At 68.5% G+C, this 26,894-nt stretch carries 25 protein-coding genes; 14 read left to right on the top strand and 11 right to left on the bottom strand.

Annotation, left to right across the window (positions count from 1 at the left end; genetic code table 11):
* Positions 1-66 precede the first annotated feature (66 nt).
* Positions 67-498, top strand: coding sequence for a hypothetical protein (locus tag DFO45_RS08085; RefSeq protein ID WP_245517991.1), 432 nt, complete (start codon positions 67-69; stop codon positions 496-498).
* On the opposite strand, the gene DFO45_RS08080 is transcribed toward DFO45_RS08085, so the two are convergent.
* Positions 499-1,452: an alpha/beta hydrolase fold domain-containing protein gene (locus tag DFO45_RS08080; RefSeq protein ID WP_133864487.1), complete on the bottom strand. Its 954-nt coding sequence runs from the start codon at positions 1,450-1,452 to the stop codon at positions 499-501. It lies immediately after the preceding gene.
* Positions 1,453-1,554: 102 nt separating this feature from the next.
* Between DFO45_RS08080 and DFO45_RS08075 the strand changes: the two genes are divergently transcribed.
* Positions 1,555-2,016 carry a secondary thiamine-phosphate synthase enzyme YjbQ gene (locus tag DFO45_RS08075; protein ID WP_133864486.1) on the top strand — a complete coding sequence of 154 codons (462 nt, stop codon included), beginning with the start codon at positions 1,555-1,557 and terminating at the stop codon, positions 2,014-2,016.
* A gap of 6 nt (positions 2,017-2,022) precedes the next feature.
* On the opposite strand, the gene DFO45_RS08070 is transcribed toward DFO45_RS08075, so the two are convergent.
* A complete protein-coding gene (locus DFO45_RS08070) occupies positions 2,023-5,196 on the bottom strand; it encodes an autotransporter domain-containing protein (RefSeq protein ID WP_133864485.1) in 3,174 nt (1,057 codons plus the stop codon).
* A gap of 243 nt (positions 5,197-5,439) precedes the next feature.
* On the opposite strand from DFO45_RS08070, the gene rpmB reads away from it, so the two are divergent.
* Both rpmB and DFO45_RS08060 read left to right on the top strand, forming a co-directional pair.
* Positions 5,440-5,739 carry a 50S ribosomal protein L28 gene (rpmB, locus tag DFO45_RS08065; RefSeq protein WP_012169078.1) on the top strand — a complete coding sequence of 100 codons (300 nt, stop codon included), beginning with the start codon at positions 5,440-5,442 and terminating at the stop codon, positions 5,737-5,739.
* Between the two features lie 71 nt (positions 5,740-5,810).
* Positions 5,811-6,323: a queuosine precursor transporter gene (locus DFO45_RS08060; RefSeq protein ID WP_133864484.1), complete on the top strand. Its 513-nt coding sequence runs from the start codon at positions 5,811-5,813 to the stop codon at positions 6,321-6,323.
* Positions 6,324-6,347: 24 nt separating this feature from the next.
* Here the strand turns inward: DFO45_RS08060 and DFO45_RS08055 are convergent, their stop codons facing one another.
* The 3 genes from DFO45_RS08055 to DFO45_RS08045 form a co-directional block, all read right to left on the bottom strand.
* Complete coding sequence (locus tag DFO45_RS08055; RefSeq protein WP_133864483.1) at positions 6,348-7,952, bottom strand: AMP-binding protein; 1,605 nt, start codon at positions 7,950-7,952, stop codon at positions 6,348-6,350.
* 129 nt (positions 7,953-8,081) lie between these two features.
* Positions 8,082-8,657, bottom strand: a complete 576-nt coding sequence (locus DFO45_RS08050) for a CAP domain-containing protein (protein WP_133864482.1) — start codon at positions 8,655-8,657, stop codon at positions 8,082-8,084.
* A 54-nt stretch (positions 8,658-8,711) separates the two neighbouring features.
* Complete coding sequence (locus tag DFO45_RS08045) at positions 8,712-11,228, bottom strand: DUF3772 domain-containing protein (protein WP_012169082.1); 2,517 nt, start codon at positions 11,226-11,228, stop codon at positions 8,712-8,714.
* A 221-nt stretch (positions 11,229-11,449) separates the two neighbouring features.
* On the opposite strand from DFO45_RS08045, the gene dapE reads away from it, so the two are divergent.
* Complete coding sequence (gene dapE / locus DFO45_RS08040) at positions 11,450-12,622, top strand: succinyl-diaminopimelate desuccinylase (RefSeq protein ID WP_133864481.1); 1,173 nt, start codon at positions 11,450-11,452, stop codon at positions 12,620-12,622.
* A gap of 18 nt (positions 12,623-12,640) precedes the next feature.
* Positions 12,641-13,411 (top strand): alpha/beta hydrolase, encoded by a 771-nt coding sequence (locus tag DFO45_RS08035; RefSeq protein ID WP_012169084.1) that lies wholly within the window; start codon positions 12,641-12,643, stop codon positions 13,409-13,411.
* Between the two features lie 268 nt (positions 13,412-13,679).
* On the opposite strand, the gene DFO45_RS08030 is transcribed toward DFO45_RS08035, so the two are convergent.
* The 4 genes from DFO45_RS08030 to DFO45_RS08015 all read right to left on the bottom strand — a co-directional run bounded on the left by DFO45_RS08030 (position 13,680) and on the right by DFO45_RS08015 (position 17,385).
* Positions 13,680-14,666 carry an MDR family oxidoreductase gene (locus DFO45_RS08030; protein WP_133864480.1) on the bottom strand — a complete coding sequence of 329 codons (987 nt, stop codon included), beginning with the start codon at positions 14,664-14,666 and terminating at the stop codon, positions 13,680-13,682.
* Positions 14,667-14,680: 14 nt separating this feature from the next.
* Positions 14,681-15,457, bottom strand: coding sequence for an HpcH/HpaI aldolase/citrate lyase family protein (locus DFO45_RS08025; protein WP_245517990.1), 777 nt, complete (start codon positions 15,455-15,457; stop codon positions 14,681-14,683).
* A 143-nt stretch (positions 15,458-15,600) separates the two neighbouring features.
* Positions 15,601-16,605, bottom strand: coding sequence for a tripartite tricarboxylate transporter substrate binding protein (locus tag DFO45_RS08020; RefSeq protein ID WP_133864479.1), 1,005 nt, complete (start codon positions 16,603-16,605; stop codon positions 15,601-15,603).
* A gap of 207 nt (positions 16,606-16,812) precedes the next feature.
* The gene (locus tag DFO45_RS08015) at positions 16,813-17,385 is read right to left on the bottom strand and encodes a type 1 glutamine amidotransferase domain-containing protein (protein WP_012169088.1); all 573 of its coding nucleotides are present in this window, start codon (positions 17,383-17,385) and stop codon (positions 16,813-16,815) included.
* 144 nt (positions 17,386-17,529) lie between these two features.
* On the opposite strand from DFO45_RS08015, the gene DFO45_RS08010 reads away from it, so the two are divergent.
* From DFO45_RS08010 to DFO45_RS08000, 3 genes are all read left to right on the top strand, one after another.
* The gene (locus tag DFO45_RS08010) at positions 17,530-18,714 is read left to right on the top strand and encodes a pyridoxal phosphate-dependent aminotransferase (protein ID WP_133864478.1); all 1,185 of its coding nucleotides are present in this window, start codon (positions 17,530-17,532) and stop codon (positions 18,712-18,714) included.
* Positions 18,715-19,245: a lysozyme inhibitor LprI family protein gene (locus DFO45_RS08005; RefSeq protein ID WP_133864477.1), complete on the top strand. Its 531-nt coding sequence runs from the start codon at positions 18,715-18,717 to the stop codon at positions 19,243-19,245.
* 87 nt (positions 19,246-19,332) lie between these two features.
* Entirely contained in the window at positions 19,333-20,256 is a 924-nt protein-coding gene (locus DFO45_RS08000; RefSeq protein ID WP_133864476.1) for a sugar kinase, read from the top strand.
* Positions 20,257-20,299: 43 nt separating this feature from the next.
* On the opposite strand, the gene eda is transcribed toward DFO45_RS08000, so the two are convergent.
* Positions 20,300-20,947 (bottom strand): bifunctional 4-hydroxy-2-oxoglutarate aldolase/2-dehydro-3-deoxy-phosphogluconate aldolase, encoded by a 648-nt coding sequence (gene eda, locus DFO45_RS07995; protein ID WP_133864475.1) that lies wholly within the window; start codon positions 20,945-20,947, stop codon positions 20,300-20,302.
* A gap of 320 nt (positions 20,948-21,267) precedes the next feature.
* Here eda and DFO45_RS24905 point away from each other — a divergent pair, with 320 nt between their 5' ends.
* The 5 genes from DFO45_RS24905 to DFO45_RS07975 all read left to right on the top strand — a co-directional run bounded on the left by DFO45_RS24905 (position 21,268) and on the right by DFO45_RS07975 (position 25,218).
* On the top strand, positions 21,268-21,432 hold the full coding sequence (locus DFO45_RS24905; RefSeq protein WP_158304093.1) for a hypothetical protein: 165 nt from the start codon (positions 21,268-21,270) through the stop codon (positions 21,430-21,432).
* Entirely contained in the window at positions 21,429-22,169 is a 741-nt protein-coding gene (aztA, locus tag DFO45_RS07990) for a zinc ABC transporter ATP-binding protein AztA (protein ID WP_012169093.1), read from the top strand. Before DFO45_RS24905 ends, aztA begins: the two co-directional genes overlap by 4 nt.
* 44 nt (positions 22,170-22,213) lie before the next feature.
* Positions 22,214-23,038, top strand: a complete 825-nt coding sequence (locus tag DFO45_RS07985; protein ID WP_043879954.1) for a metal ABC transporter permease — start codon at positions 22,214-22,216, stop codon at positions 23,036-23,038.
* 12 nt (positions 23,039-23,050) lie between these two features.
* The gene (locus tag DFO45_RS07980; RefSeq protein WP_133864474.1) at positions 23,051-24,007 is read left to right on the top strand and encodes a metal ABC transporter substrate-binding protein; all 957 of its coding nucleotides are present in this window, start codon (positions 23,051-23,053) and stop codon (positions 24,005-24,007) included.
* A 116-nt stretch (positions 24,008-24,123) separates the two neighbouring features.
* Complete coding sequence (locus tag DFO45_RS07975) at positions 24,124-25,218, top strand: GTP-binding protein (RefSeq protein WP_133864473.1); 1,095 nt, start codon at positions 24,124-24,126, stop codon at positions 25,216-25,218.
* 72 nt (positions 25,219-25,290) lie between these two features.
* Here DFO45_RS07975 and DFO45_RS07970 read toward each other — a convergent pair whose 3' ends face one another.
* Positions 25,291-26,661: a sodium:proton antiporter gene (locus DFO45_RS07970; protein ID WP_133864821.1), complete on the bottom strand. Its 1,371-nt coding sequence runs from the start codon at positions 26,659-26,661 to the stop codon at positions 25,291-25,293.
* Positions 26,662-26,894: the final 233 nt, after the last annotated feature.

Here is a 26,894-nt window from a genome sequence, read left to right as displayed (position 1 = left end):
CCCCTGTCACCGTTGCGTCATCGCTGGACCTTAGCGGTTCGGCCTGACGCGACGATGGAGTGCAGCATGCGGCGGATGATCCTGTGTCTCGGGCTCGCTCTGATGCCGGCCGTGGCACTCGCGCAACCGGCGCCCGCGCCCGATGCCGCCGTGCCGGCCCCCACAACCGCCGACACCGCCAACGGGCGCTTCACCTTCACGCCCGTCGACGGCGGCGTGCTGAAGCTCGACACCCGCACTGGCATGGCCTCCTTCTGCTCCAAGGGGACGTCCGGCTTTGCCTGCCTCGCCGTGCCGGACAGCCGCGATGCCTATGAGGCGGAGATCGCCCGCCTGCAGGCGCAGATCGACGGCAAGGGCGGTGCGACCTCTTCCGGCAACAAGCTGGAAGTGCCGCTGCCCTCGCAGTCCGATCTCGACGCCGCTTATGCCTATGCGGGCAAGCTCTACCAGCGCCTGCGCGGCTTCATCGACGGGGTCGAGAACGGCAGCCGCTGATCAGGCGTCGCGCAGGAAGTCCACGATCCGCGCCCGGCCCTTGTCGGCCAGCGAGCCGACGAAGCCCATGAAGACGTGGCACCCGCCGGGAAACGCCTCAAGCCGCGCCGGGTTGCCGCTGGCGAGCCATCGGTTGGCCATGAACAGCGTGTCGTCCAGCAGCGGATCGCGGGTGCCGACGAGGAATTGCGCCTTGGGCAGGCCCTTCAGGTCTGCCAGCAGTGGCGAGACATCCGGATGCTCGGCTTCGCCCTCCAGCCGCAGATAGTTGCGCACGAAGCGCTCGATATCCGCTGTGTTCAGCACCAAGGGCTCGGTGCCCCAGTTGCGGGCGCTGGGGGTGAGGCGCAGGTCGTAGCAGCCGGCATGGAGGCTTGCGGCCACGAAGGGCGAGATGCCGTGCCGGTCGCGCAGCCGCAGCAGGGTGGTGACGGCGAGATGCGCGCCGGCCGATTCTCCGCCGATGAGGAAGCGGTCCGTCCCGAACAGCGACAGGCCCTCCCGCAGCAGCCAGAGGGCCGCCGCCTCGCAATCGTCGGGCGCCGCCGGATAGGGCGTCTCGGGGGCGAGGGCATAGTCCACCGACACCACCACGAGGCCGGCGGCCGCCACCGCGTCATTCAGCCCGTCATTCTCCCGCGCCGAGCCGATGGTCCAGCCGCCGCCATGGAAATGCAGATAGACGCCGGCAGGTGCGCCGTCGGGCAGATAGATGCGCACCGGCACGGGGCCGCGCGGGCCTTCGATGGTCTCGTTGCGGGCGCGGGGGCTTTCCGGCGGCAGCGGAAAGGTGCCCTTGCCCGAGAGCCGGGCCTGCCGCACCACCGCCCAGGGCACGAGGCCGAGATCCGGCGCCCGGGAGAGCGCCTTGACGATGGCGGCATTGACCATTTTCGTGTCCGGCGCCACGGCGGCATCGGTGAACAGGTGCGGGTCGATGGAGAGAACGGTCATCGGGCTCCGGGGGGCCGGGGGCTGGAACATGCGGCCGCAAGGTGGGCATCGCGCGCCCGGCTGGCAAGCTGCCTCAGGGTGAGGCGGCGGAAAGGACATGAGATGAGGCGTAGCGTGGCGGTGAGCGGGCCTGTGGAGTTCCAGGCCCAGTGCGAGCTGGAGGTGCCGACGCGCGGTCCCGGCTTCATCGACATCACGCGGGAGGCCACGGCCTTCCTCTCGGAGATCGGCGCCGGGCAGGGCGTGCTTACGGTCTTCTGCCGGCACACCTCGGCGTCCCTCACCATTCAGGAGAATGCGGACCCGGACGTGCAGACGGACCTCATCACCGCGCTGAACGACCTCGCCCCGCGCAATCGCGGCTGGGTGCACACGACGGAGGGGCCGGACGACATGCCCGCCCATGTGCGCACGCTGCTCTCCGACAGCACGCTCGCCATTCCGGTCTTCGCCGGGCGGCCGCGTCTCGGCACATGGCAGGGCATCTATCTGATCGAGCACCGCGACCGCCCGCACCGGCGCCAGATCATTCTGGGCTTTCTCGGGCAGGCGACGCGGGGCTGAGGGCGCTCAGAAGCGCAGCGAGAAGGTGCCTTTCACGGCGCTGTCCTGCACATTGCTGGCGAGTTGGCCCGTATAGGCGACGCCGAGGCGTGCATTCTGGCCGATGGCGGTGTCGAGGCCGAAGCCCAGCAAGAGGCTGTCGGTGGCGATGGGCGCGCCGGAGACGGTGAAGGGCAGGCTGCCGCTGGCGAAGCTGGCGGCCACCATCGGCACCGTATCGCCGAAGGCGTGCTGCCAGCCGATGAGGCCATGCACGTCCACCGCCGGCAGGTTCGGTCCCGGCAGGACGACGGCCGATGCCCTGACGCCGAGCTGCGTCAGCGTCGTATCGAAGCTGGAGGAGGCGACCGAGAGCGCCGCCGCACCGAAGGTTTCCGTCAGGCTGTCCGTGGACAGATGTACATAGGCCAGACCCGCGAAGGGTTCGAGACCGACGCGGCCCAGCGGCGTCTTCTCCAGCGTGAAGCCGTAGCCCAGTTCGGCGAAGACCTGCGCCGTGTCGGCGCCGTATCCGGCGGTGAGCGCATTGGCAAAGCCCGAGAAGGCGGCGCTGCGGCTCATGGCGATGTCGTGCCAGGCGTAGGCTGCCCCCGTGCGCAGGTTCAGCGTGCCGGGGCCGACCGCCGCCAGCGCGCCGCCCGCATAGAGCGCCACATCGTAATTGTCGCTGGTGCCGGAAGAGCCGCGCGCGTCCGTGTTGAAGGTGGACTGGCTGTAGCCTCCGGCGAGACCCGCCCGCCAGTTGGTGCCGAGCGGCAGGTCGAGGCCCATGAGGAAGCCGCCGATGGAGCGGCTGTCGCCGGCCGAATTGCCGTTGCCGCTCGCCTGTCCCCAGCCGCCATAGCCCTCGCCCCAGAGGGTGAGCGGCAGGCCCGGCACCAGCGTTGCCGTCTGCACCGCACCGGCGGCGCCGGGCGCGCCGCTCTCCTGCCGCAACCGGCCGAGCACGCCGTCGCGCACATAGAAGGACTGGTCGATGAGCAGGCTCTGGGTGCTGGCGTAGATCTCGCCCGAGAGCTGGTCATAGGCCCCGGCGGCGGTCGCCGCATTGAGGCCGAGAAGCGCGTTGAACAAGGTGCCCTGCTGCCCCAGCGTATCGAGGCCGCGGCCGGTGGCCGTCTCGTTGGCGGTGATGCCGGCGGCGGCGAAGGGCACCGTGCTGCGCACCATGTCGATGGTAAGGCCCGAGCCGGTGATGCGGCCGTTCGCCGCGAGGAAGGGATAGGTGGCCGACAAGGTGCCGAAGTCGGGCGCGGAGACGCTGTAGGTGCCGCTCACGCCGCCACCGGCGGTAATGATCTGGTAGCTGCCGAGGCCGGGCGTATAGCCCGCATAAGGCGAGACCGCGATGCGCGTCCCATCGAGCGTGACGCTGCCGCTCGCGAGGATGCGGTCGCTGGTGCCGGCGGGGCCGAGTTCGGCCTCGTAGACCGAGCCGCGGCGCAACTCCACATTCCCGTTCACCGCCATGGTGCCGATGGAATGGCCCGGAGCCACGGTGCCGGAGACGGCGAGCGACCCGGTGACGATGCCGTTGCCGTTCATCGTGCCCGTGCTGATGACGATGCCGTTGATGGTGCCGTCATTGGTGAGGGTGCCGGAATTCGTCACCGTGCCGTTCACCGTGCCCGTATTGGCGAACGTGCCGGAGGACTGCACCGCGCCGGTGACGGTCTGCCAGTTGAAGACCGTGCCGGAATTGCTGACGCCCCCCACGATGGTGCCGGCATTGATCAGTGTGCCGGCGTTGGACACCGTGGCGGTGAGCGTCGCGCTGTTGGCGGCGGCCGCACCAGACAGCACCTGGAACTGCGGGGCCGTCACGTTGGCCAGGAAGCTCGCCGCCCCGCCGCTGATGGTGATGGAGGGCAGGGTGACGGTGCCGAAGAAGGAGGTGTTGCCGGGGCCGGCGACGGTGAGGCCGGCAACGCCGGTCACCGCGCCCTGCAGGGTGGCGGTTCCGGTGGTCGAAAGGGTGGTGGCCGACGATACATAGACCGGCAGCGTCGTCAGGAAGCCGTCCGGCACGGACAGCGCGCCTGCGGTGGAGAGATAGGGCGAGAAATAGATGCCGGAGGTGTTCGGCGCCGTGGCCTTGTAGCCGGCGAAGCCACCTACCGCGTCGAACATCAGATCGAACTGGGCGAGGGGCGAGATGCCGGTGTTCAGCGCGCCGATGGCATCGTCGCGCGAGGCCGGCGGGGCGGCGGAATTGTTGTTCGAGCCGCCCACCACATAGGAATAGCCCACATAGCTGCCCGGTCCGAGATAGACCGTGACGGCGGTTCCGGCCGGCGCGCAGGTGAACTGCTGGTTGTGATAGGTGCAGGCCGTCGAGGCGGTGCCGAGATTGCCCCACAGATAGGAAATGCCCGTGTCCACCAGCACCGGCAGCGCCGTCGTGGCGGGCGAGCCGCCGTTGGGCGTGACGATGAGCGTGCCGGGGGGCGTGGTCCAGTTGGCGGAGGCCTGCCCGGTCGAGGGCTGAAGCTGGATCAGCGCATAGCCCTGCCCCGCATTGGCGGCGGTGAGGCCGGCCTGGATGCCGGTGGCGGTGACGATGTAGCCGGAGCGGACCGTGCCCTCGTCCATGCCGGTGAGGTGCAGCAGCGGATTGGTGTTGAGGGACGGCTGATAGCCCGTCCAGCCATTGTCCGGCCGGCCGTAGCCGATGCCCATCATGAAATAGCAGCCGGTGCCGGCGACGGTGCAGTCCTTGGTGCCGTTGTTGGCGGTTTGCTCGATGAAGACCGGCACCGAGGCGGAGGCCGTGGTGGGATTGCCGTTCTGGTCTTTCGCGCCCGGAAAGCTCACCGTCATGGTGGTCCAGATGCCGGTCGCGTTGTTGCCGCTGGACGAATAGACGATGGTGCCTGGCGTGCCGGTGAAGGTCTGGTTGCCGAACAGATACTGCGGAATCACCAGCCCCTGGGAGCCGGTGTCCACCTGCACCTGCGTCGTCTGTCCGCCGACAGTGACGTTCACCATCAACTGGGCCTGCGGTCCGCCGAACACCGGCGTGTTGGCATAAGGGATGCTGTAGGACGTGCTGTATCCGTTGTAGAGCGACCAGCCGCTGCTCTGGGCGCCGGCCGGGACCGCTCCCATGGCCAGCGCGAGGTGGCAGATCACGCGCGAAAGATTTCGCGCCCGCAGGGCGCGTGGCAAACGTCGCATCATGTGCCCCCACCGGCAGATGTCTGTCGCCTTGGTTATGAACCGCCATGGGAGGTATCTCAAGCGGACGCGCGATGCTGGCGCCGGGCTCCTCTCGTCGCTTGTGGGCCTTTCAGCGCCGTTCGCCTTGACGCGACCTGCCCCGCCCCTTATAGGAGCGCCTTCCTGATCCTGCGGGTTCAAGCCAGCGGTCGCAGAACGCGGCCGGGCCACGAGCGCGCGAACAAGCAATAAAGGACTTCTGCCATGTCTCGGCGGTGCGACCTGACCGGCAAGGCGGTTCTGACCGGCCACCTCGTGAGCCACTCGAACCGCAAGACCAAGCGCCGGTTCCTCCCGAACCTCTGCAACGTCACGCTCCAGAGCGACGTTCTGCAGCGCTCGATCCGCGTGCGCATCAGCGCCAATGCGCTGAAGTCGGTGGACCACCGCGGTGGCCTCGATGCCTTCCTGCTGAAGGCCCGCGACGAAGAGCTGGCCCCGCGCGTGCTCGAGCTGAAACGCCAGATCGTCAAGGCTCAGGCCGAGGCTCCGGCCGCCGCCTGAGCCCCGCCTTGGGTCTCTTCGCGCAAGCTGTGAAATCCGAACCGCGGGCGTTCGCGCTCGCGGTTTTTGCCATGTGCGCGGCGGTGCTCACCGCCAACGTGCTGGTGCAGTTTCCCTTCACCCCGTTCGGGCTGGAGGATTACCTCACCTATGGCGCCTTCACCTATCCGGTGACCTTCCTCATCAACGACCTGACGAACCGCCGCCTTGGCGTTCAGCGGACCCGTCTCGTCATCTATGTGGGGTTCGCGCTGGCGGTGCTGCTCTCCGTCCTCTTCGCCACCCCGCGCATCGCGCTTGCCTCGGGCAGCGCCTTCCTGGTGGCTCAGCTCATGGACGCCACCGTCTTCAACCGCCTGCGCCGCCGCGCCTGGTGGATGCCCCCGGCCATGGCGGGTTTCGTCTCCAGCGCCATCGATACGGTGGTCTTCTTCTCGCTCGCCTTCGCCGGCACCGGCCTGCCTTGGACCTCCTGGGCGCTGTGCGACTATGCGGTGAAGCTGGCGATGATCCTTGTCTTCCTCGGCCCCTACAAGGCGCTCATCGCCCGTATGCCCATGTGGCAGCAGCCGGCGACGGCCTGAGTCGCGGCGGGCTCCGGCGGCCGTTCAGGTCTGGTCGCGCAACAGGCGGCGGATGACCTTGCCCGTGGTGGTGAGCGGCAGTTCGTCCATGAAGACGATCTCGCGCGGATATTCGTAGGCCGCAAGGCGCGTGCGCACGAAGTCCTGGATCTCCTTCACCAGCTCCGGCCCCGGCTTGTAGCCCGGCCGCAGCACCAGCACGGCCTTCACGATCTCCGTGCGCACCGGGTCCGGCTTGCCGACCACGGCGGCGATCTGCACGGCGGGATGACGCAGCAGGCAGTCCTCGATCTCGCTCGGGCCGATGCGATAGCCCGATGAGGTGATGACGTCGTCGTCCCGCCCCTGGAAATGGATGTAGCCGTCCGCATCGAGCCGTGCGAGGTCGCCGGTCACGAACAGGTCGCCCAGATACTTGCGGGCGGTCGCCTCCGGCTGGTTCCAGTAGCGCAGGAACATCACCGGGTCCGGCGCGCGGATGGCGATCTGCCCCATCTCGCCGATGTCGCAGAGGCTGCCGTCGGTGCGGATGATGCGCACGTCATGGCCGGGAATCGCCTTGCCCGTGGCGCCCGCGCGGGCGACCCCGAGGCGGGCGTTGGAGCCGATGACGTAATTGCATTCGGTCTGGCCGTAGAATTCGTTCACGGCGACACCCAGCGCCGCGCGGCCCCATTCGAAGGTCTCCGCGCCCAGCGCCTCGCCCGCCGTGCCCACGGTGCGCAGGTTGAAGCCGAAGCGTTCCTTCGGCTTCTCCACGGCGCGCATCATCTTGAGCGCGGTTGGTGGGATGAAGACATTGCGCACGCCCGCCGTCTTCATGAGGCGAAAGGCCGATTCCGGGTCGAACCGGCCGGGCGGCTGCACCACCACGGGCACGCCATGGGCGAGCGCCGACAGGACGGTATTGAGCAGGCCGCCGGCCCAGGCCCAGTCGGAGGGCGTCCACATGCGGTCGCCGGGGGCGGGCATGGAATCGTGGGTGAAGTGCTGTCCCGTCACATGGCCGATCAGCACCCGGTGGCCGTGCAGGGCGCCCTTGGGCGCGCCGGTGGTGCCGGAGGTGTAGATCATCAGCGCCGGATCGTCGGGCCCCGTGATGATGCCGGGAGCGGTGGCGCTGGCGCGCGACACGAGATCGTCGAAGCCCTCGATGCCGGGGGCGGGGCCGTCACGGGAGACGATGAGGTCGAGCCAGTCCGGCCGTTCGGCGAGCTTGGCGAGGCCGGCGGCGTCGGCCACCAGCGCCCGCGCGCCGGAATCGTTCAGGCGGAAGGTGAGGGCCTCGACGCCGAAGGCGGAGGCCAGCGGCACGGCGATGGCGCCGAGCTTGTAGACCGCAAGGTGCGTGACCAGCACCTCGATGCTCTGCGGCAGCAGGATCGCCACCCGGTCGCCGCGCGTGATGCCCTTGGCGGCAAGCGCATTTGCGAAGCGGTTGGAGGCTTCCGCGAGGTGGCCGTAGCTCACCGGCACGAAGTCCGCGCCCTGCGGCACATAGAGCGCGGGGCGAGAGGGATCGCGCGCCGCCCAGCCGTCGCAGGCGTGGGTGGCCATGTTGTAGCGGGCGGGGATGCGCCACTGGAAGGCAGCGCGCAGCCGGTCGAAATCGCCGAGGTTCGCGAGCATCCCAAGTGATTAAGCCTTGGGCAGCCAAACTTCCAGTGCGTCTGCGAAAAAAATGCCGCAGTGCGGCATCTGCCGCTCCGGCAGGCGGAGCGGCGCCTCAGCTTTGGGCGGCGGGGTCGGGATGGCGCGTCAGCGCGCGTCCGGCGTCGCCAGCACGAGCGCCCAATAGACCTTGTACTTGGATTTGGGATTGAAGGCGGTGGCAATGCCCATGCGGGTCACGCCCTGCGCCAGCATGTTCTTGTTGTGGGGCGGGCTGTCGCGCCAGCCGGAGAAGGCCTCGGCCAGCGTGTGATAGCCGGCGCCCACATTCTCCACCGCCACCTTGGGCTTGTAGCCGGACGCGTTCATGCGCTGCACGAAGGTGCGCCCGCCCACTTCATGGGAGAGGGTGTCGGCGCGGGCCATGGCATTGGCCTGCTCCTGCGCCACCTGGTTCAGCGCCGGGTCGATGGTGACCGGGTTGAGGCCCTTGCCGGTGCGATAGTCGGAGATGATGGAGGCGGCGGCCTCCGCATTCACCGGCTGACCGGTCTTGGCGAGATTCTCATAGAAGGCCGGCTGGCTCGGCTGTTCCACTTCCGTCGTGCCGCATCCGGCCAGCGCCAGCGCGCCCAGAAGGGCGAAGGGCAGGGCGCGGCGCGTCCAGCGGGAAGACGTGAGGGCGCGGGCGCCCGCGAAGGGGGAAAGACCGAGATCGCTCATGGGGCCTCTATGCGCCCGGAGGGTTGAGGAAGGGTTATCGCAGGCGGCGCCGGCTCAGCCGGTGGAATCGCTGATGGAACCGCCGCCCTTGACGGGGGTGGAGGGCTTGGCTTCCACCGCGGGCGGCTCCGGATCTGCGTCCACATGCGGCGGCACGAGGTCGGCCGGGGCACGGCTCAGCGCTGCCCAGGGCTGGCTGGTCATCACGATGTCGTGCTTGCGGAAGCGCCGCAGGATGGAGAAGTGGAGGTCGCTCTTCACGGTGAGCGAATAGTCCACGTTCGCCACCACGCAGCGCAGCTCGAAGACGATCCCGGTGTCGGCGAACTTGGTGATGAAGACCCGCGGCGGAGGCGTCTGGAGCACCTGCGGATGGTCGCAGGCGCAGGCGACCAGAATGTCCCGCACCTCTTCCACGTCCGCGTCATAGGCGATGTTCACCGCCACGATGACGCGCCCGGTGGTGTTGGAGTGCGTCCAGTTCTTCACCATGCCGGTGATGAGGTCCGAGTTCGGGACGATGACGGTCGCCCGCTCGAAGGTCTCGATCTCGGTGGAGCGCACGCTGATGCGCCGCACGTAGCCTTCCTCGCCCTTCACATTGATGGTGTCGCCCACGCGGATGGGGCGCTCCGTGAGAAGGATGAGGCCGGACACGAAGTTGGAGATGATGGACTGGAGGCCGAAACCGATACCGACCGAGAGGGCACCGGCGACGAGGGCGATGTTCTGGAGGTTGAGCCCGATCTCGCCCGCCGCCACCATGATGGCGATGATGGTGCCCACATAGCCGATGATGGTGGAGATGGAGGTCTGGAGGCTGGCCTCGATGCCGGTGCCCGGCAGCAGTTTCGTCGCCATCCACTTCTGCAGGCCGCGGGCGAGCAGCACGCCGATGATGAGCAGCGTCACCGCATAGACCACGTTCCAGAGCGTGATCGTGGTGTTGCCGATGTGGATGCCGAAGGTGACGCGCTCGACGGTCTCCTGGATGTCCGCCGAGGAGGTGCCCCAGCTCCCCGCCATCAGCAGCAGCGCGACGATGAACAGGCACAGCTTCAGCAGGCCGGAGACGAGGGTCGCGATGACCTCCAGGCTCTTGGGCCGCAGGCCGAGGGTCTTGGAGAAGACCCGCGCCCGGTGGGTTTCCGCCGAGAGGCCCTCGCCGAAGAAGGCGTCGATCAGCGCATAGATGATGTAGAGCGCGCTGAGGACGACCGCCGCCACCAGCATGCGGGAGGCCACGAAGACCGCGAAGCTCACATAGCCGGCGACCAGCGAGGCCACGAGCACGGCGATGATGAGCCAGAGCAGCGTGCGGATCCACGGCGCGCCGTTGAGGTCGAGGTTGCCGGAGGGCGTGCCGCCGCTCTCGGCGAGGGCGGTGTCGCGTGCCTCTTCCTCCTCGGCGATGCGCCCGATGCGCACCAGCATCAGGGCGGTGAAGGCGCTGATGAAGATGACGATGATGCCCGAGACGAGGACGGTGAGGGCCACCGGCGTGAACAGGGCGCGGTTGAGCGCATTCACGAAGGAGCCGATGGCGAGCGTGGTCACCGACCAGGAGAAGAAGCGGAAGATGGTGGCCGCCGCCGTGTCGGACAGCGGAGGCAGGCGCCGCCAGGGCTGGCTCGGCGCCAGGACGGCGCGGGCGACCGCGCGGCCGAGTGCATAGATGAAGATGGCCACCATGAGCCCGCGCAGGATTTCCTCGACGCGGGCCGGCACGACCTCGAAGCCGCTGGCGAAATTGACGGCGGCGAGCGCCGCCAGCGGGCCGACGAGGCTTTCGAAGACCGCGGTCTTCACCGCTTCGCGGGAGGCGCGCAGGCGCGGCATCCGCTCGCCGTCCGCCGGCGCATGGCTGCTGAGGCGCCGCCGCAGAAGTCGGCCGAGGAAGACGATGAGCCCCACGATGAGGGCCATGCCGGCACCGATCGCGATGAGCGTCAGCGTGTCCTGCCGCTGGCGGGCGTAGCCGTAGGAATCGCTCACCAGAAGCGACATGCTGCGGAGCGCAGAGCGCACCGCCGCCATGCCGGTGCCCCAGAGGCTGGGGTCCACAATGGAGATGGATCGCTCGAAGAGCTGGCCGGTGAACAATTCCCGCCGCCGGGTGCTGATGCGGTCGGAGAGCTGGTCGGCGCGCGCGGCGAGGGCACGGTTCTGCTTCACCAGCGCGTCGATGTCGGTGGAGAGCACCTTCAGCCGCTCCCGGTCCGCGGTCACGTTGGGATCTTCGGGCGCCGCACCGGCCGCCGGCACCGGGCCGAGTTCATCGAGACGGGTCTTCACGTCGGTGGCGCGCGGGCCCAGCATTTCGGAGCGCGCCTGCATCTCACGGCGGACCGGATCGAGGCGGGAGCGCAGCTCATCGAGATCGGGCGCCCGCAGGCCGTCCACGCCCAGCGAGGCCTCGACGGCATCGAGCACGGAGCGGTTGGCTTCCAGCTTCTCGCGGGCGGTGGCGAGCGCGGGATCGGCAGGAGGGGCGGCCCAGACGCTCTGGCCGGCGACGAGCGCCAGCATCAAGGTCAGCAGAACCGCGATCCGCACCAAAGCGCGCTGCATCAGGACTGTCTCCGGGGCTGAGGGGCCAGATCGGCGCGGGACTGCGCCGCTTCACTTTGCGCCCGCAGCATTGGGAGCGGCCCGCAAAAAGCAAGTGCCGCGATCCGTTAGGGGTTGAAGGCGGCAGCCTCGTGGCAGGGAAAAAGCCATTGACGGCGGCTGCCGCCCGCGCGAGGCAAGGGCAGTTCCCGCCCCACGTGCGACCGTGACCGAGGCCTTCCGTGACCGACGCTGCCGCTTCCACCGCCGTTTCCGAACAGGCGCTTGCCTTCGCCAAGGCCCTGATTCAGGCCCCGTCCGTGACGCCCGACGCCGGGCAGGCGCTGGACGTGGTGGCCGATGCGCTGAAGGCGGCGGGCTACCATGTGGAACGGCTGGTCTTCTCTACGGCCGGCGTGCCGGTGGACAATCTCTATGCCCGCATCGGTACGGCCTCGCCCAATCTCTGCTTCGCCGGCCATGTGGACGTGGTGCCGCCGGGCGATGCGGCGTCCTGGCGGCACGGCCCCTTCTCCGGCGCAGTGGAGGACGGCGTGCTCTACGGGCGGGGGGCGGTGGACATGAAGGGGGCGGTGGCGGCCTTCCTCGCGGCGGCGCTGGCTTATGGCGCGCCGGCGCAGGGCAGCCTCTCCTTCCTCATCACCGGCGATGAGGAAGGCCCCTCCATCGACGGCACCGCCAAGGTCGTGGACTGGCTCGCCGCCAAGGGCGAGGTCATCGACCACTGCATCGTGGGCGAGCCCACCAATCCCAATGCGCTGGGCGATATGGTGAAGATCGGCCGGCGCGGCAGTCTCTCCGGCCTCATCACCGTGGAGGGCCGGCAGGGCCACGTGGCCTATCCGCACCTCGCCGACAATCCGGTGCCGCGCCTCGTGCGGCTCCTGACGGCGCTGACGGCGGCGCCGCTCGACAACGGCTCCGCGCATTTTCCGCCCTCGAACCTCGAGGTCATCAGCGTGGACGTGGGCAACACCGCCTACAACGTCATTCCCGGTGCCGCGACCGCCAAGTTCAACGTGCGCTACAATGACCTCTACAGCCTCGAAAGCCTCAAGGCGGAGATCGCCCGGCGGCTCGACACGGCGGGCGAGCCCTATGTCCTGACGTTCCGCGATGGGGCGAGCGAGAGCTTTCTCACCGCGCCGGGCCCGTTCGTGGAGACGGTGCTGGACGCGGTGGCGGACGTGACCGGGCAGCGGCCGCAGATGTCCACCACCGGTGGCACGTCGGATGCGCGCTTCATCAAGTCGCTGTGCCCGGTGGTTGAATTCGGCCTCGTCGGGCAGACCATGCACATGGTGAACGAGGCGACCCCCGTCGCCGATCTCACTGCCTTGACCGCCATCTATGAGCGGCTGATCGCGCGCTATTTCGCCACCTTCGCGGCTTGAGACAAGAAGGAGAACATTATGGCCGAGGAGACCTCCGGGCATCTGTCCGTCGATGGCATCGAGATCGCCACCCGCCGCGTTCCGGGGCAGGGGCCGGGCGTCATCTGGCTGGGCGGCTTCCGCTCCGACATGACCGGCACCAAGGCGCAGGCGCTGGCTGACTGGGCCGGCGAGCGGGGCCATGAATATCTGCGCTTCGATTATTCCGGCCATGGTGCTTCGGGCGGGGCCTTCGAGGACGGCACCATCTCCCGCTGGGCCAAGGAGGCGCGCGCCGTCTTCGACAGCACGGACGGCCCGCAGGTGCTCGTCGGCTCGTCCATGGGCGGCTGGATCGCCTTGCTGCTGGCCCGCGCGCTGGCGGCGGAGGGGGTGAAGCGGCTCGCCGCCCTCGTCCTCATCGCCCCGGCGCCCGATTTCACCGAGGCCCTCATGTGGGCGACCTTCCCGGAGGCGGTAAAGGAAGAGATCATGGCCAAGGGCCGCTTCGAGCGCCCGACGCAATATGACGGCGGGCCCTATGTCATCACCCGCGCGCTGATCGAGGACGGCCGGCACAACCTGGTGCTCGGCGCGCCTTTCTCGGTGGGCTGCCCGGTGCGCATCCTTCAGGGTGCGCAGGACGCGGACGTGCCGTGGCGCCACGCGATGCATCTCGTCACCTGCCTTGCGGAGGACGACGTGGTGTTCTCGCTGATCAAGGACGGTGACCACCGCCTCTCCCGCCCGCAGGACATCGATCGCCTGCGCCGCGTGCTCGACATGCTGATGAACGAGCTGAAGGGCTGAGGGGCTGTTCTCGCTCCGAAAGAAGATCAGAGCCGGGTTTGAATGGAGAGGCTATTACCCCCCTCCCCAGCCCTCCCCCACAAGGGGGGAGGGGGGCTATGGCGCTCGATCGGAACGCTTCCGCCCAGCGTGCGGGAAGACCCTCCCCCCTTGAGGGGGAGGGCAGGGAGGGGGGTAAGACGGCTTCCAATCTTTGTGACCTCTGTGGCGAGGCGCTCCGTTGCCGCTGACTTACTTCCTCCTGCAACCGCGTAAGGAGGCAGGCCCCTCAGATCCGCACCACCGTGCGGCCGCGGACCTTGCCGGCGAGGATGTCGTCGGCGAGACCGAGCACGTCCTCCAGAGCCACTTCCTGCGTCAGCCCGTCGAGATCGGCGGGGGTCAGTTCGCGGGCAAGGCGCGCCCAGGCTTCCTGCCGGCGGGCCATGGGGGCGTCCACGGAATTGACGCCGAGCAGGCAGACGCCGCGCAGGATGAAGGGAAGGACAGTTGTGGGCAGGTCCGTGCCGCCCGCAAGGCCGCAGGCGGCGACCGCACCCTCCGCCTTGGTCGCGGCGATGGCATTGGCGAGGATGGTGCCGCCCACCGTATCGACGACACCCGCCCAGCGCTCCGACTGCATCGGCTTGCCGGGCGCCTGAAGCACCGTGCGATCAAGGATTTCCGAAGCGCCGAGACCGGTCAGGAAGCCGGCCTCCTCCGGACGGCCGGTGAGCGCCACCACACGGTAGCCGAGCCGCGAGAGCAGCCGCACGGCGATGCTGCCGACGCCGCCAGCCGCACCCGTCACCAGCACCTCGCCACCGGCCTCGATGCCGTGGCGTTCCAGCGCCATCACGCACAGCATGGCGGTGAAGCCGGCGGTGCCGATGGCCATGGCCTGCCGGGGGCTCATGCCCTCGGGCAGCTTCACCAGCCATTCGGACCTGGCCCGAGCCCGCGCGGAGAAGCCGCCGGACCAGGTTTCGCCCACGCCCCAGCCGGTGAGGATCACCTGATCGCCCGGCTTGAACTCCGGGCTGTCGCTGGTGCGCACGGTACCGGAAAAATCGATGCCCGGTGCCATGGGGAAGGTGCGCAGGATGCGTCCCAGCCCCTTCAGCGCGAGGCCGTCCTTGTAGTTCAGCGTGGACCAGGCCACGTCCACGGTGACGTCGGCGGCGGGCAGCAGGCTCTCGTCCGCCTGCTCCAGCGCCACGCTCTGGCCGCCCTCGGCCTTGCGGGCGACGATGGCCTTGAAGGTATCGGTGCTCATGGCGTGCTCCGCTCTCAGCCGGCCTTGAACTCGGCCGCCAGCGCTTCCGTCTGGCGCACCAGCAAGGCGAGGTCGATATCCACGGCGGTGAAGACGCTGCCGGCCGCCATGTAGCGGCGGGCGAGCGTCCGGTCGGCGGTGAGGATGCCGGGCCGGTTGCCGGCGGCGACGATGCGGTGGAGCGTCTCCTCGATGAGCTTCACCATTTCCGGTGCGCCCTGTCCGTCGAGAAAGCCGAGGCTGGCGGAGAGATCACCGGGGCCGATAAAGACGCCGTCGATGCCTTCCACCGCGCAGATGGCTTCCAGATTGTCGAGCGCCTGCGCGCTCTCCACCTGAACGAGCACGCAGGTCTCGTCATGGGCCTGCTTGAAATAGTCCTTCACCCGGCCGAAGCGGGTGGCGCGGCTCATGCCGGCAAAGCCCCGGATGCCCTCCGGCGGATAGCGGGTGGCGGCCACGGCGGCGCGGGCTTCCTCCGCCGTCTGCACCATGGGCATGAGCAGGCTCTGGGCGCCGGCGTCGAGCGCCCGCTTGATCGCCACGGGATCGTTGGATGGGACACGGACCACCGGGCTGGCGCTGCCGCCGGCCGTGGCCTGGAGTTGGGCGAAGATTTCGGGAATGTCGGCGGGAGCGTGCTCGGTGTCGAGCAGCAGCCAGTCGAAGCCGGAGCCGGCCAGCACTTCCACCGTGAACGGGCTCGGGATCGAGCACCAGAGGCCGATCTGCTGACGGCCGGCGTGGATGGCGCGCTTGAAGGCGTTCCGCGGCATCGCTTCCTGAGGCATGGCGTTTCCTGATTTGTTGCCGGAGACGGGCCAGTGATGGCCCGCGGGCCGCACGGACGGCGGCGGCCCATTCTTGAGCGCGCGGCGCTCAAGGGGAAGGGGCAAAACCGGGAGGCGGCGGGATGAAACGCCGCGCGGCGCGCTCAGCGCGTGGTGGCGGAATAGGGATCGGCCGTGCCGAGCTCGCGCCAGCGCACGCGCTCCTCGGTCAGCACGCGGGAGAGCTGCCGGGAGCCGGCGGCCACCACTTCCGCGCCGATGGCCTGCATGGCCGTGACGACGGTGCGATCAAGCAGCGCGGTCTTCAGACCGTTTTCCAGCGCCGCCCGGACATCTTCCTTCAGCCCGGCGGGCGCCACCACGGCCTGCCAGGTGAAGACGTTCATCTCCGGCGCGCCGAGTTCGGCAAATGTCGGCACGCCGGGGAGGCGAGGGGAGCGCTCGTCGCCGGTGATGGCGAGCGCCCGCACGAGGGCGCGGTCGATATCGTCCGCGGAGATGGAGGCCTCCTGGAACGAGGCCTGGACCTGGCCCTTCAGCAGGGCTGCCTCGACCGCGCCGCCGCCGCCGAGATAGGTGATGTTGCGCGGCATCCGGGCGCGCCGGAACATCTCGGCGGCCAGCAGATCGTTGATGGAGCCCTTGGCGGACGCGCCGAACACCAGGTCCGGCTTCGCCCGGATTTCCGCTTCCAGTTCGGAGAGGGAACGGGCCGCGACCGCAGGCTGCACCACCAGCACCGTCGGCATGCGGATGGCCAGAAGCACCGGATCGAGATCGCGGTCAGGCACGAAGCCGAGATTGGGCAGGGTGGTGGGGTCGAACAGCAGCAGCGTACTGGGGGCGACCATCAGCGTATAGCCGTCCGCCGGGGCGGCAACCACGTAGCGGGCGCCCTCGCCCCCCATGTCGCCCGGCATGAGGCGGATGTTCACCGGAACGCCGAAGGCGCGGGACAAGGGGGGAGCGAGAAGCTCGGCCAGCCGTTCGCTCATGCCGCCGGCAGGGCGGGGCACCACGAGCGTGATCGCGCGCTTGGGAAAATCCTGCGCCCGCACCGCCGTCTCGCCCAAGCGGACATCGAGCCCGGCCCAGAGGAGGAGTCCGAGCAGCAGGCACGCGGAGATGCGACGCAAATGCCCGGCCATGGGACACCCGTTGCGTTTTGGCCTCGCTGAGGCCGGTCCCTTTCCACGTTCCCGCACGGAACGTCCAAAGCTGAACACGCCGAAGGCTTTTTATTCAAGCGGTAACTGACAGCTTCTGAAAAACGGCCAAAAATATACCGCAAACAATGCGCCCCGGTCTTTGGGACCGGGGCGTGTCGTATGGTTGTATGCCAGACCGTCGCGGGGCTATTCCGCAGCGACCCGCTGGCCGCGATGACGCCCTTCCGCGAACTCCTCCACCATCTTGGCATTGAAGGCGGGAATGTCCTTCGGGTTGCGGCTGGTCACGAGGCCCTGATCCACGATGACCTCGGTGTCGGACACCTGCGCGCCCGCATTGGCGAGGTCCACCTGGATGGCGCTGTAGCCGGTCATCTTGCGCCCCTTCACGAGGCCTGCGGAAATCAGCAACTGCGGGCCATGGCAGATGGCCGCGACCGGCTTGCCGGCCTCGAAGAAGGCGCGCGTGAAGGCGATGGCCTTGTCATTGATGCGCAGCGTGTCCGGATTCATGACGCCGCCGGGCAGCAGCAGCGCGTCGAAATCACCCGCATTGGCGCCGTCCAGCGGCTGGTCCACGGGGATGGCGTCGCCCTTCTTGTCGTGGTTGACGCCCTGCACCTGGCCCTTCATGGGGCTCACGATCTTCACCTGCGCGCCGGCCTCCTTGAGGGCCTTCACCGGCTCGGTGAGTTCCACCTGTTCGAACCCGTCGGCGACGAGGACGGCGACCTTGCGTCCATCGAGACGATTGGCCATGGGGTCTCTCCTTTTTCCTGTGTCGGGATGGTATCGGTTCGGGGCGCGGCCCGTTCATGCGGCGCGCCCGGAAGCCCCCAGCTCACCCGGACAACACGAGGACAGGGAATGGGTTCCGGCCAAAGCCGGCCCGAGGAGAACGCCATGCTGACCACCGTTGCCGCCTTCGACCGCATCGGCGAGGAAAATGCCTTTGCCGTGCTGGCGCGCGCCACGACGCTTGCGGCCCAAGGGCGCGACATCATCAATCTCGGCATCGGCCAGCCGGATTTCCGCACGCCCGAGCATATCGTCGAGGCCGCCATCAAGGCGCTGAAGGACGGCCAGCACGGCTATACGCCCTCGGTCGGCATCCAGCCGCTGCGCGAGGCGGTGGCGCGCGATCTGCACAAGCGGTTCGACGTGGAGGTGGATCCCGGCCTCGTGATGATCATGCCCGGCGGCAAGGTCACCATGTATGCGGCCATCCTGCTGTTCGGCGAGCCGGGCGCGGAAATCCTCTATCCGGACCCCGGCTTCCCCATCTACCGCTCCATGATCGAGTACACGGGCGCGACGCCGGTCCCGGTGCCGATCCGCGAGGAGAACGGCTTTGCCTTCTCGGCGGAAGAGACGCTGGCGCTGATCACGCCGAAGACGCGCCTTCTCATCATCAATTCGCCCGCCAACCCCACCGGCGGCGTGACGCCCAAGGCCGAGATCGACAAGCTGGTAAAGGGCCTCGCCGACCATCCGCATGTGGCGCTGATGTCGGACGAGATCTACGACCAGTTCCTGTTCGACGGCGAGCACCACCAGACGCTGCTGGCTTACCCCGAGATCCGCGACCGCCTCATCCTGCTCAACGGCTGGTCGAAGACCTATGCCATGACGGGCTGGCGGCTCGGCTATTCCATCTGGCCGAAGGCGCTCTACGACAAGGTGCGCAAGCTCTCGGTGAACGCCTGGTCGTGCGTCAATGCCGCGACCCAGTATGCCGGCATCGCGGCGCTGGAAGGCCCGCAGGAGCCGGTGGCGGCCATGCTCGCGGAGTTCGACAGGCGCCGGAAGCTGGTGGTGGAAGGGCTCAACGCGCTGCCCGGCGTCACCTGCGCCACGCCCAAGGGCGCCTTTTACGCCTTCCCGAATGTCTCCCGCACCGGCTGGGCCTCGGCCAAGGCGCTGGCCTCCGCGCTGCTGGAGGACGCGGGCGTCGCGACCATCGGCGGGCCGGACTTCGGCGTTCATGGGGAGGGCTATATCCGCCTCTCCTATGCCAATTCGGCGGAGAACATCGCCCGCGCGCTGGAGCGCATGGGAGCGTTCCTCTCCGAGCGCAAGGTCGCCTGAATGGCGCGCGCCGGCCGGACGCTGGCGCGCCTTGGCGCCGGGCTGTTCCTCCTCGCCGCCGCCCCGGCGGGCGCGCAGGAGAGGCCCTGGCGCGAGCCAAACCCTTGCGCCGGCCGGATGCCCGCGCCCGACTACAGCCGCTGCCTCTCCGAGGCGGCGGCCCTGAGCGAGCGGGAGGTGACCGCCGCCTTCGAGGCCGCCATGGCGGTGGTGGAGGGGCGCACCGACCTTGCCGCCGTGCAGCGCAACCGCTGGAAGGGGCAGCTCGACGAGGCGCAGTCGCGCTTCCTGCTGTTCCGCAATCTGGACTGCCAGAGCGTCGCGCCCTTCGAGGGGCCGCGGGGCATCGGCAATTTCGAGCAGCGGGCGCTCTGCCTCATTGAGAACAACGCCCGCCGGGCCCGCGATCTCGCGGCCCGCTATCCCAAGCCCGTCGTGCCGCCCGTGCTGGCCGCGAAGATGGCGGCGCTGGAGGGCGAGGGTTTCCACCCCGCAACCTGGACCGACCCGACGACGCCCCGGCTCGACTGACGCCGACACGTCCCGACCTTTCCGCCCGGCCTTGCGCCGGGCGGCGGCTTGGCCCAAAGGTGCCTGCGTCAGAATGAGGAAGCGCACATGGCCAAGGTGGTTTCGGTGGGTGAGGTGATGGTGGAACTGGCGCGCGGCAATGACGGCCGCTACGGCCAGTCCTTCGGCGGCGACACGTTCAACACCGCCGTCTATCTCGCCCGCGCCGGCATCGAGACCGCTTATGCCACCGCGCTCGGCGATGACGTCTTCTCCGCCCAGATCGTCGATCTCGCCCGCAGCGAAAATCTCTCCACCGGCGCCATCGTCGAGGTGAAGGGCCGCGTGCCGGGCCTCTATCTCATCACCACCGACGACAAGGGCGAGCGCACCTTCCATTACTGGCGCGACAGCGCCCCCGCCCGCTCCCTGTTCGAGCTGGAGGGCTGGCAGGATGTGGCCGAGCATCTGGTCGCCGCACAGGCGGTCTATTTCTCCGGCATCACGCTGTCGCTTTACTCCAACGCCGGCCTCGGCCGCTTCCTCGCGATGCTGGAACTCGCCGGCGAGCGGGGCGCGTGGCGGGTGTTCGACGGCAATTTCCGCCCGCGCGGCTGGGGCGGCGATCTCGCCCGCGCCCGCATGGTGTTCTCCGAGGCGCTGAAGCGCGCCTCCATGGCCCTGCCCACTTTCGAGGATGAAGTGATGCTGTGGGGCGACGCCTCGCCCGAGGCGACCATCGCCCGCATCACCACCTATGGCGTGAAGGAAGTGGTGGTGAAGAACGGTCCCGGCGGCGCCTATGTCCATGCCGAGGGGCAGACCGTCTTCGTGCCCGTGGAGCGCGAGGTGCAGCCCGTGGACACCACCGGCGCCGGCGACAGCTTCAACGCCGGCTATCTCGCCGCCCGCCTCAAGGGTGCCACTCCGGTGGACGCCGCCCGCGCCGGCCATGCGCTGGCCGGTCGCGTCATCATGCATCGCGGCGCCATCATCCCCCGCGCCGCCCACGAGGGCGTGGCGTCGCACTGAGGGGGACATGCCGGGCGGCAATGCCGCCCGGTTCAGCGCCTGCTCAGTCGAACTTGGCCGCGCGCGGGAGCTTCGCAGCAGCCGCCGAGAGTTCACGGACCTTCTCGAAATTGCCGGCCTTGATGGCATCGCCCGGCACCACCCACGAGCCGCCGACGGCGACGACGTTCGGCAGGGCCAGATAGTCGGGGGCGTTGGAGGGGCCGATGCCGCCGGTGGGGCAGAAGCGCAAAGCGGGCAGCGGGCCGGCCAGACCCTTCAGGAAGGGCGCGCCGCCCGAGGGCTCGGCCGGGAAGAACTTCAGCACCTTGAAGCCCAGCGCGTCGAGCGCCATGGCTTCGCTCGCGGTGGCGCAGCCGGGCAGCACGGGGACCGGCGCCTCGGCCAGCGCCTGCGCGAGCGCGGGCGTCGTGCCGGGGGTGACGATATAGGTCGCGCCCGCTTCCACCACCGCCTCGATCTGGGAGCGGTCGGTGACGGTGCCGGCGCCCACGATGGCGCCTTCCACTTCGGCGGCGATCAGGCTCATGGCGCGCAGCGCCACGGGGGTGCGGAGCGTCACCTCGATGAGCGGCAGGCCGCCTTCCACCAGCGCGCGCGCCAGCGGCACCGCATCTTCCAGGCGCTCGATCACCACCACGGGGATCACCGGGGCGCGGGCGATCAGCGGAAGCGGGTTGGACTGGCTCATGAACGCATCTCCCTCATCGGCCGCCTGAGGCGCGGCCCGATCTTCAACGACGCGCGCCGGTGCCCGGTTCGCGCGGATGGCCCTTTGAAGCCCAGCCCGCCGCCGCTGTCGAGGGCAAAGCGGCAGGGCAGGGGCGTGGAAGCCGGGCTCGCTTGGGAGGCTGGGCGGCTCAGGCGGAGACCCGTTGGCGCCCCTGCGGAAGGCGGCCGAGGTCGCGCAAACGCGCACGGGCCCTGCATTTTTCGCACGGCAGAGGCTGCGGTCCGGGGTGGACAGGGGTAATGATACTCTGTATCTCTAATCGGGAAATCGGAGTTGCCATGTCCCGGTCCCATTCCCACGCCTCTCCCCCGCCCCGCCGGCCGCGGCCGGACGTGCGCGTGGGCGGCTCGGCCCTGCGCGCCTCCCTGGGCGTCCGGCTGGGCGTGGCGGTGGCGCTGGGCGCGGTGATGTGGGCCGGCGTTCTTCTGGTGTTGCAGTCATGAGCGTACAACTGCGCTTCCGCGATCTCACCCTCGGCTATGAGCGCCACCCGGCCGTCCATCACCTGGATGGCGTGGTGGAGGAAGGCGCGCTTCTGGCGGTCTGCGGGCCCAACGGTGCCGGCAAGTCCACCCTCATGAAGGCCATTTCCGGCGCCCTGCGTCCGCTTCACGGTTCCATCGACCGTGCCGGCCTCGATCCCCGCGACATCGCCTATCTGCCGCAGAGCGCGGAGATCGACCGCTCCTTCCCCATCCATGTCTATGACATGGTTGCCATGGGCCTGTGGCGCCGCGCCGGCCTGTTCGGCGGCATCGGCCGCGCGGACCGTGCCCGCATCGGCGAGGCCATCGCCGCCGTCGGGCTCGAAGGCTTCGAGAACCGCCCCATCGGCACGCTCTCCGGCGGCCAGATGCAGCGCACGCTCTTTGCCCGTCTGCTGCTGCAGGACGCCCGCCTGATCCTTCTCGACGAGCCCTTCACCGCGCTCGACGCCAAGACCATGTCGGACCTGCTTGATCTGGTCCGCCGCTGGCATGGCGAGAAGCGCACGGTGCTCGCCGTGCTGCACGATTTCGATCTGGTGCGGGCGCACTTCCCGCAGACCCTGCTGCTCGCCCGCTCGGCCGTGGCGTGGGGACCGACGGCGGAGGCGCTGGCGCCTGAGAATCTGCTGAAGGCCCGCCGCATGGGCGAGGCCTGGGACGAGACGGCACAGCCGTGCGAGGCGGCCGCGTGACCCCTTACGATCTGCTGGTCTCGCCGTTCGTCGAATTCGAGTTCATGCGTCGGGCGCTGGTGGGCATATTCGCCCTCTCGCTCGGAGCGGGGCCGGTGGGCGTTTTCCTCATGTTGCGTCGAATGAGCCTGACCGGCGACGCAATGGCACACGCCATTCTGCCGGGAGCCGCCATCGGCTTTCTGGTCTCCGGCCTCGATCTCGCGGCCATGACCATCGGCGGCCTCGCCGCGGGTCTTCTGGTCGCCGTGGGTGCCGGCGTCGTGGCACGGGCGACCGAGATCAAGGAGGACGCCTCCATGGCGGCCTTCTATCTGGTCTCGCTGGCGTTGGGCGTGATGATCGTCTCGCTCAAGGGCTCCAACGTGGACCTGCTGCACGTGCTGTTCGGTACGGTGCTGGGTCTCGATGATCCGACCCTTCTGCTGGTGGCGGGCATCGCCTCGCTGACGCTGGTGACGCTGGCGTTCATCTGGCGGCCGCTGGTGCTGGAATGCGTGGACCCCACCTTCCTCGCCTCGGTGAGCCGGGCGGGCGGGGTGAGCCACATCATCTTCCTCGCCCTCGTGGTGATGAACCTCGTGGGCGGCTTCCATGCGCTGGGCACGCTCCTGTCCGTGGGTCTGATGATGCTGCCGGCCGCCACCGCCCGCTTCTGGGTGCGTGATCTCACCGCGCTGGTGGTGGTGGCGACCGTCATCGCCTTCGTGGCCGGCGTCGCGGGGCTGCTGATTTCCTATTATGTGGGCGCCCCCTCCGGCCCCGCGATCATCCTGGTGGCCGGTGCCGCCTATGCGGTCTCGGTCGTCTTCGGACCGGCGGGAGGCGTGCTCTCCCGCCTCATGCCACGTCGTCATCTCGAGGCATAACGGAGCCTTTCCATGCTGTCCCGTCGTACCCTGCTCGCCGCGGCACTCGTGCTCGGCGCAACCCCGGCGCTTGCCCAGTCGCCGGCGCCCGCCGCCAAGCTGCCGGTGGTCGCCTCCTTCTCCATCCTCGGCGATTTCGTGAAGAACGTGGGCGGCGACCGCATCGCGCTCAGCACCATCGTCGGCCCCAATGCCGACACGCACGTCTATCAGCCGACCCCGAACGACGCGAAGAAGCTGGCCGGCGCCAAGGTGATCTTCGTCAACGGCCTCGGCTTCGAGGGCTGGATGGACCGCCTCGTGAAGGCCTCCGGCACCAAGGCGACCGTGGTGGTGGCCACAAAGGGCATCACGCCGCGGGAGCGCAGCAAGGACGAGCCGCAGGACGACGACGATCACGGCCCCAAGGGCAAGAAGGCGGACGCCGGCCACGACCACGGCCCCATCGACCCGCACGCCTGGCAGTCGGTGGCCAATGCCAAGGTCTATGTGGCGAACGTCCGCGACGGCCTGATCGCCGCCGACCCGGCCGGCAAGGATGTCTACACCGCCAATGCTGCCGCTTATCTCGCCAAGCTCGACCAGCTGGAGAGCGAAGTGAAGGCGGCCATGGCCTCCATTCCCGAGGCCAACCGCCGCATCATCACCTCCCACGACGCCTTCGGCTATTTCGGTGATGCCTATGGTCTGAAGCTGCTGGCACCGGAAGGCGTGTCCACGGAGAGCGAGGCCTCGGCCAAGGACGTGGGCAAGATCATCCGCCAGATCAAGGAACAGCACATTCCGGCGGTGTTCCTTGAGAATGTCACCAACCCGCGCCTGATCGAGCGGCTCGGCAAGGAAAGCGGCGCCATCGTCGGCGGCACGCTTTATTCTGATGCCCTGTCCCGTGACAACGGCCCTGCGAGCACCTACATCGACCTCGTGCGATACAATATCCGCCAGCTCTCGGGGGCGCTGACCAAGTGACCTTGCGGCTGTGATCCGGCGCTCCGGCGCCGGGATGTTCTGACGTGCGGCGGCCGTATCCGGAAGGGGTGCGGTCGCCGTTGCATGCGCGGGCAGCGGCCCGCACAGGAGACCCCATGGCTGAGACCGGCTCTGAAAAAATCCCCGTGACTGTGCTCACCGGCTATCTGGGGGCGGGCAAGACCACCTTGCTCAACCGCATCCTCTCCGAGCCCCACGGGAAGAAATACGCCGTCATCGTCAACGAGTTCGGCGAGATCGGCATCGACAACGACCTCGTGGTGGGCGCCGACGAGGAAGTGTTCGAGATGAACAACGGCTGCATCTGCTGCACCGTGCGCGGCGACCTCATCCGCATCATCGACGGTCTGCTACGTCGCAAGGGCCAGTTCGACGGCATCATCGTCGAGACCACCGGCCTTGCCGATCCGGCCCCGGTGGCCCAGACCTTCTTCGTGGACGAGGAAGTGGGCGCGAAGACCAAGCTCGACGCGGTCGTGACCGTGGCCGACGCCAAGTGGCTGAGCGACCGCCTGAAGGACGCGCCCGAGGCGAAGAACCAGATCGCCTTCGCGGACGTGATCCTGCTCAACAAGACGGATCTCGTGAGTGCCGACGAACTCGCCGAGGTGGAGGGCCGCATCCGCGGCATCAATCCCTATGCCCGGCTCTACCGGACGCAGAAGTCGCAGATCGAGATCGAGAAGGTGCTGAACCAGGGCGCCTTCGACCTCGACCGCATCCTGGCGCTGGAGCCCGCCTTCCTCGAAGAGGGTGAGGACCACGACCATGACCACACCTGCGGCCCGGACTGCGGCCACGACCACCACCATCACGATCATGGCCACCACCATGACCATGGGCACGACCATCACCATGGTCACAGCCACGGCGGGCTGAAGCACTATCACGACGAGGAGATGCAGTCGGTCTCCTTCTCCACCGACAAGCTGCTGGACCCCGACAAGTTCTTCCCCTGGGTGCAGAACGTGGTGGCGACCGACGGCGCGAACATCCTGCGCTCCAAGGGTATCCTCGCCTTCAAGGACGATCCGGACCGCTTCGTCTTCCAGGGCGTGCACATGATCCTCGACGGCGACCACCAGCGCCCGTGGAAGCCGGACGAGCCCCAGGTGAGCCGCATCGTCTTCATCGGCCGCCACCTGCCCACCGAGAAGCTGGAAAACGGCTTTCTCTCCTGCGTGGCGTGAGATCGGGTCATTCCGGAATGCAGAAGGCCGGCGCGACGCGCCGGCCTTTTTTGTTCGGCAGCTTTTCCGCCCTCAGATGAAATAGAGCCAGGTCAGCAGGGCGAAGCAGGGCAGCAGGAAGATGATCGACCAGGCCATGTAGCCGAAGAAGCTCGGCATCTTCACGCCGCGGTGGCGGGCGATGGAGAGCACCATGAAGTTCGGCGCGTTGCCGATATACGTCATCGCGCCCATGAACACCGCGCCCGCCGAGATGGCTTCCAGCGTCACCGCCATCGGCCCCATGAGCTGGTGGGCATCGCCTCCGGCGAGGTTGAAGAAGACGAGATAGGTGGGCGCATTGTCGAGGAAGGATGACAGGATGCCGGTGAGCCAGAAATAGGCGACGTTGACGGGCTTGCCGTCCGGGGTCGTCACCAGATCGACGAGCGGCGCGAAGGCGCCGCTGGTGCCCGCCTTCAGGATGGCGATCACCGGAATGATGGTGAGGAAGATGGCGGCGAACAGCTTGCCCACCTCAAGGATCGGCTCCCAGTCGAAGCCGTTGCGCTCGCGCACCAGCTTGGGCGTGATGCCGAGCGAAATCAGTGCCACCAGCACGAGAAGCACGTCGCGCACGATCCACTGGAGTTCCACGCGGGTGCCGTAGACGTCGAAGACGATGCCGGGCTTCCACAAAGCGCTGAGCAGGATGGCACCGATGATGGCGATGAGCAGCGGCACGTTCTGGAGGCCGCGCAGCTCGATGCGCCCGCTGCCTTCTTCCACCGGCGCGGCGGTCTTGTCCTCGCGGGCGTGGAGGAGGCTCTCCATGATGAAATAGACCACCAGCAGGATGCCGGCGACGACAGCCGTGTCGTGGAAAAGATGCGTGGTGGTCCAGAAGAAGCTCACGCCCTTCAGGAAGCCGAGAAAGAGCGGGGGATCGCCCAGCGGCGTCAGCGAGCCGCCGATGTTCGACACCAGGAAGATGAAGAAGACCACCGTGTGCACGTTGTGCTTGCGCCCCTCATTGGCGCGCAGCAGCGGGCGGATGAGCACCATGGAGGCGCCGGTGGTGCCGATGAGGCTGGCGAGCACGGTGCCGAGCGCGAGGATCGCCGTGTTGGTGACCGGTCCGCCCTTGATGCGCCCGGCCACCAGAATGCCGCCCGAGACGGTGAACAGGGCGGCCAGCAGCACGATGAAGGGGATGTATTCCAGCAGCGCCGCATGGACCACCTCGTGGGTGGTGACGTTGGGGCCATAGACGAGGGTGAAGGGCACCACGAAGGCGAGGCCCCAGAACAGGGCGACCTTGCCGTAATGATGGTGCCAGAAATGGCTCGCCAGCAGCGGAAACAAAGCGATGGAGAGCAGCATGCCGGCGAACGGCACGCCCCAGAGCGGGGAAAGGCCGACGCCGCTGAAGCCCGCATCGCCGGCCGCATGGGCCGCGGACATCGGGACCAGGAGCGCGGGAATGAGCGCCAGCGGGGTCCAACGTCCGATTACAGCCATGCCGCACCTCGTTCTGTGTGAGCCGGTCAGCGGGGCGGCGCGCTGCCGTCCCGTCCCATCCCGCGTGTGGGATGGATGGTTCATAGCGTTGATGGACGATGCCTTCCGGCGATGCAAGCAGGGCAGGGCTCAAGATGCTGCACCTGCGCCCCGGCGGAAGCCATGCACAGGGCGCC

Origin of the sequence: Azorhizobium sp. AG788 (genome assembly GCF_004364705.1) — a bacterium.
GTDB classification, from domain to species: domain Bacteria; phylum Pseudomonadota; class Alphaproteobacteria; order Rhizobiales; family Xanthobacteraceae; genus Azorhizobium; species Azorhizobium caulinodans.
The sequence above is the reverse complement of the archived record's forward strand: the minus strand, read 5'-3'. Positions and strand labels throughout refer to the sequence as shown.